Annotated in this window: 2 protein-coding genes; both read right to left on the bottom strand. The window is 43.3% G+C overall.

Features of this window, described 5'->3' with window-relative positions; genetic code table 11:
* Window positions 1–186: 186 nt before the first annotated feature.
* Complete coding sequence (locus AC1DSB_RS18690; protein ID WP_477587351.1) at window positions 187–849, bottom strand: HAD family hydrolase; 663 nt, start codon at window positions 847–849, stop codon at window positions 187–189.
* 277 nt (window positions 850–1,126) lie between these two features.
* On the bottom strand, window positions 1,127–1,905 hold a 779-nt coding region (locus AC1DSB_RS18685; protein WP_477587350.1), incomplete at its 5' end, for a thiamine pyrophosphate-dependent enzyme.

Below are 1,905 nucleotides of genomic sequence, written 5' to 3'. Positions count from 1 at the left end.
TGTGCGGTCCAGCTACAAGTGCCAGCCCGCACCTAAGCTTGGTTCAATAGGATGTTGATCATGAAGGCGTTCCGACACGATGTCGGGCTCTTAGCCTTTCTTCCTAACATCGTTCGAAAACAGGGTTTTCGATTAGGACTTTCCACCGTCGGAGTCGAGCTATAGTGGGCATCTCCACTTTTCTGTCTACCAAATAATCTCCCATTTGCGTTCTTCAGCTATTGCTTTCAGGCGGGATTCGGGACGGACCGCCACCGGATTGCCAACGAGTTCCAAAACGGTGATGTCGGAAATACTGTCGCCATAAGCTGAACTGTTTTCCCAGTCAATCTCCATGCCTTCAAGTGCTTTCTCTATCATTTCGTTTTTGCGTTCTCCTTGGATATGGTAAATGCCAGTATCTGTATCGATTTTGCCGTTTCGCATTGGAATTTCTGTACCAATGACATCGTGAATAGCAAAGTCACGGGTAACTTCGTTTAGCATGGGAGTGAAAGCACCTGACACGAGAAGGACATGGTCACCTTCGATTAAATGCTTTTGCAAACGATCGACAACATTCCAGTTAAGGTCTTTGTGCATATCACGGGACATATCCTCAAAATATTTTTCGATTTCACGTTGATACATACCTTTGAATGCGTCTAGATAGAGTTGCATTGATTTGGCTTTCATTTTGTTTTCAGGGTATATTTTCATTTTATAGGCAAGGTATGGCTTCATTAGCGCTCGATAAAATGATTGATATTTTGATGAGTGGACAGGGTGTTTCTTCATATAGTTCATCATTAATGTAAATGTTTCTTGCGGGTACAGTGTCCCGTCAAAGTCGAAAATGGCTACGCGCATTGTGATCACTCCTGTTCTGATAATTCTAGTTTATCATGAAATTCTTTGTATTTATGGAATCTTTTATAATTCTAATATAAAGAAAAATACCAGACACCCATTATAGACTTCGGAACTTAGTTGGGAAATCTGAGATGTTAGTTGGAAAAAACGTAACTTTTGTTTGAAACGGCATTTTCCAACAAACAACAGCAACCTTATATCAAAATTAACGTGACACTTCTTTAGTTAACAAAACAAAGCCCCACCAACTCGAAAAAAGTTGGTGGGGTATCTATTAACCGCGTTTCAGTGTAGGTGGGATTTCTTCAGGGTCCACCATGATTTCGATGACGGTTGGTCCTTTGTTAGCTTTTGCGAAGGTCAGGGCTTCTTCAACTTGTTGAGCAGTGAAGCAACGGAAAGATGCTGCACCCAGTGATTCGCCGAATAGGCTTAAGTTTGCTGGGTATTCGTAAACCGTACCGACTGATCGCCCTAAATTATAGCGCATGCCTTTGTCGACCATGTCTAAGCGACCGTTGTTCAGGATGATAAATGGAATTTGCAGGTCATGGCATGCAGCCGCAGATATTTCTGTGCCGTGCATCATCATGCAGCCGTCGCCAGTCAGACAGGCAATGGCTTGGTTGAGATCTGCAAATTTAGCACCGATGGCGTAGCCGATTGCATGTCCCATTGTCCCGAAGACATCATCCATAAAGAATGTACCTTCTTGTTCAATCGTGAAATTCTCGATTGYGTAGAAAGTATGACTTCCATCGTCCCCATACAGTATGGTCTCTGAGGACAGATGTTTGCGCATCAATTGGACAGCAGTAACTGCTGACAATCTTTCGGTGGTTGAAGGAAGAATGTCAACTTCAATTGCTTCTTTCTCAGCGAAAGTTGTTGCCGCAATTTCACGAAATGCCGGGTCAAGAATGGCATGTAGATTCGTTTTTGCATCCCCAATGACAGGCAGGGTAGGAACAGGTAGTGACCGGCCGATAAATGTCGATTCAATATCAAATTGAATGATTTGTTCAGGCGCCATGTCCAGAGTGAAACCGGCTA

Source organism: Paenisporosarcina sp. P4_E4_2, assembly GCF_056401595.1.
This window is presented reverse-complemented; position numbering and strand designations above follow the sequence as displayed.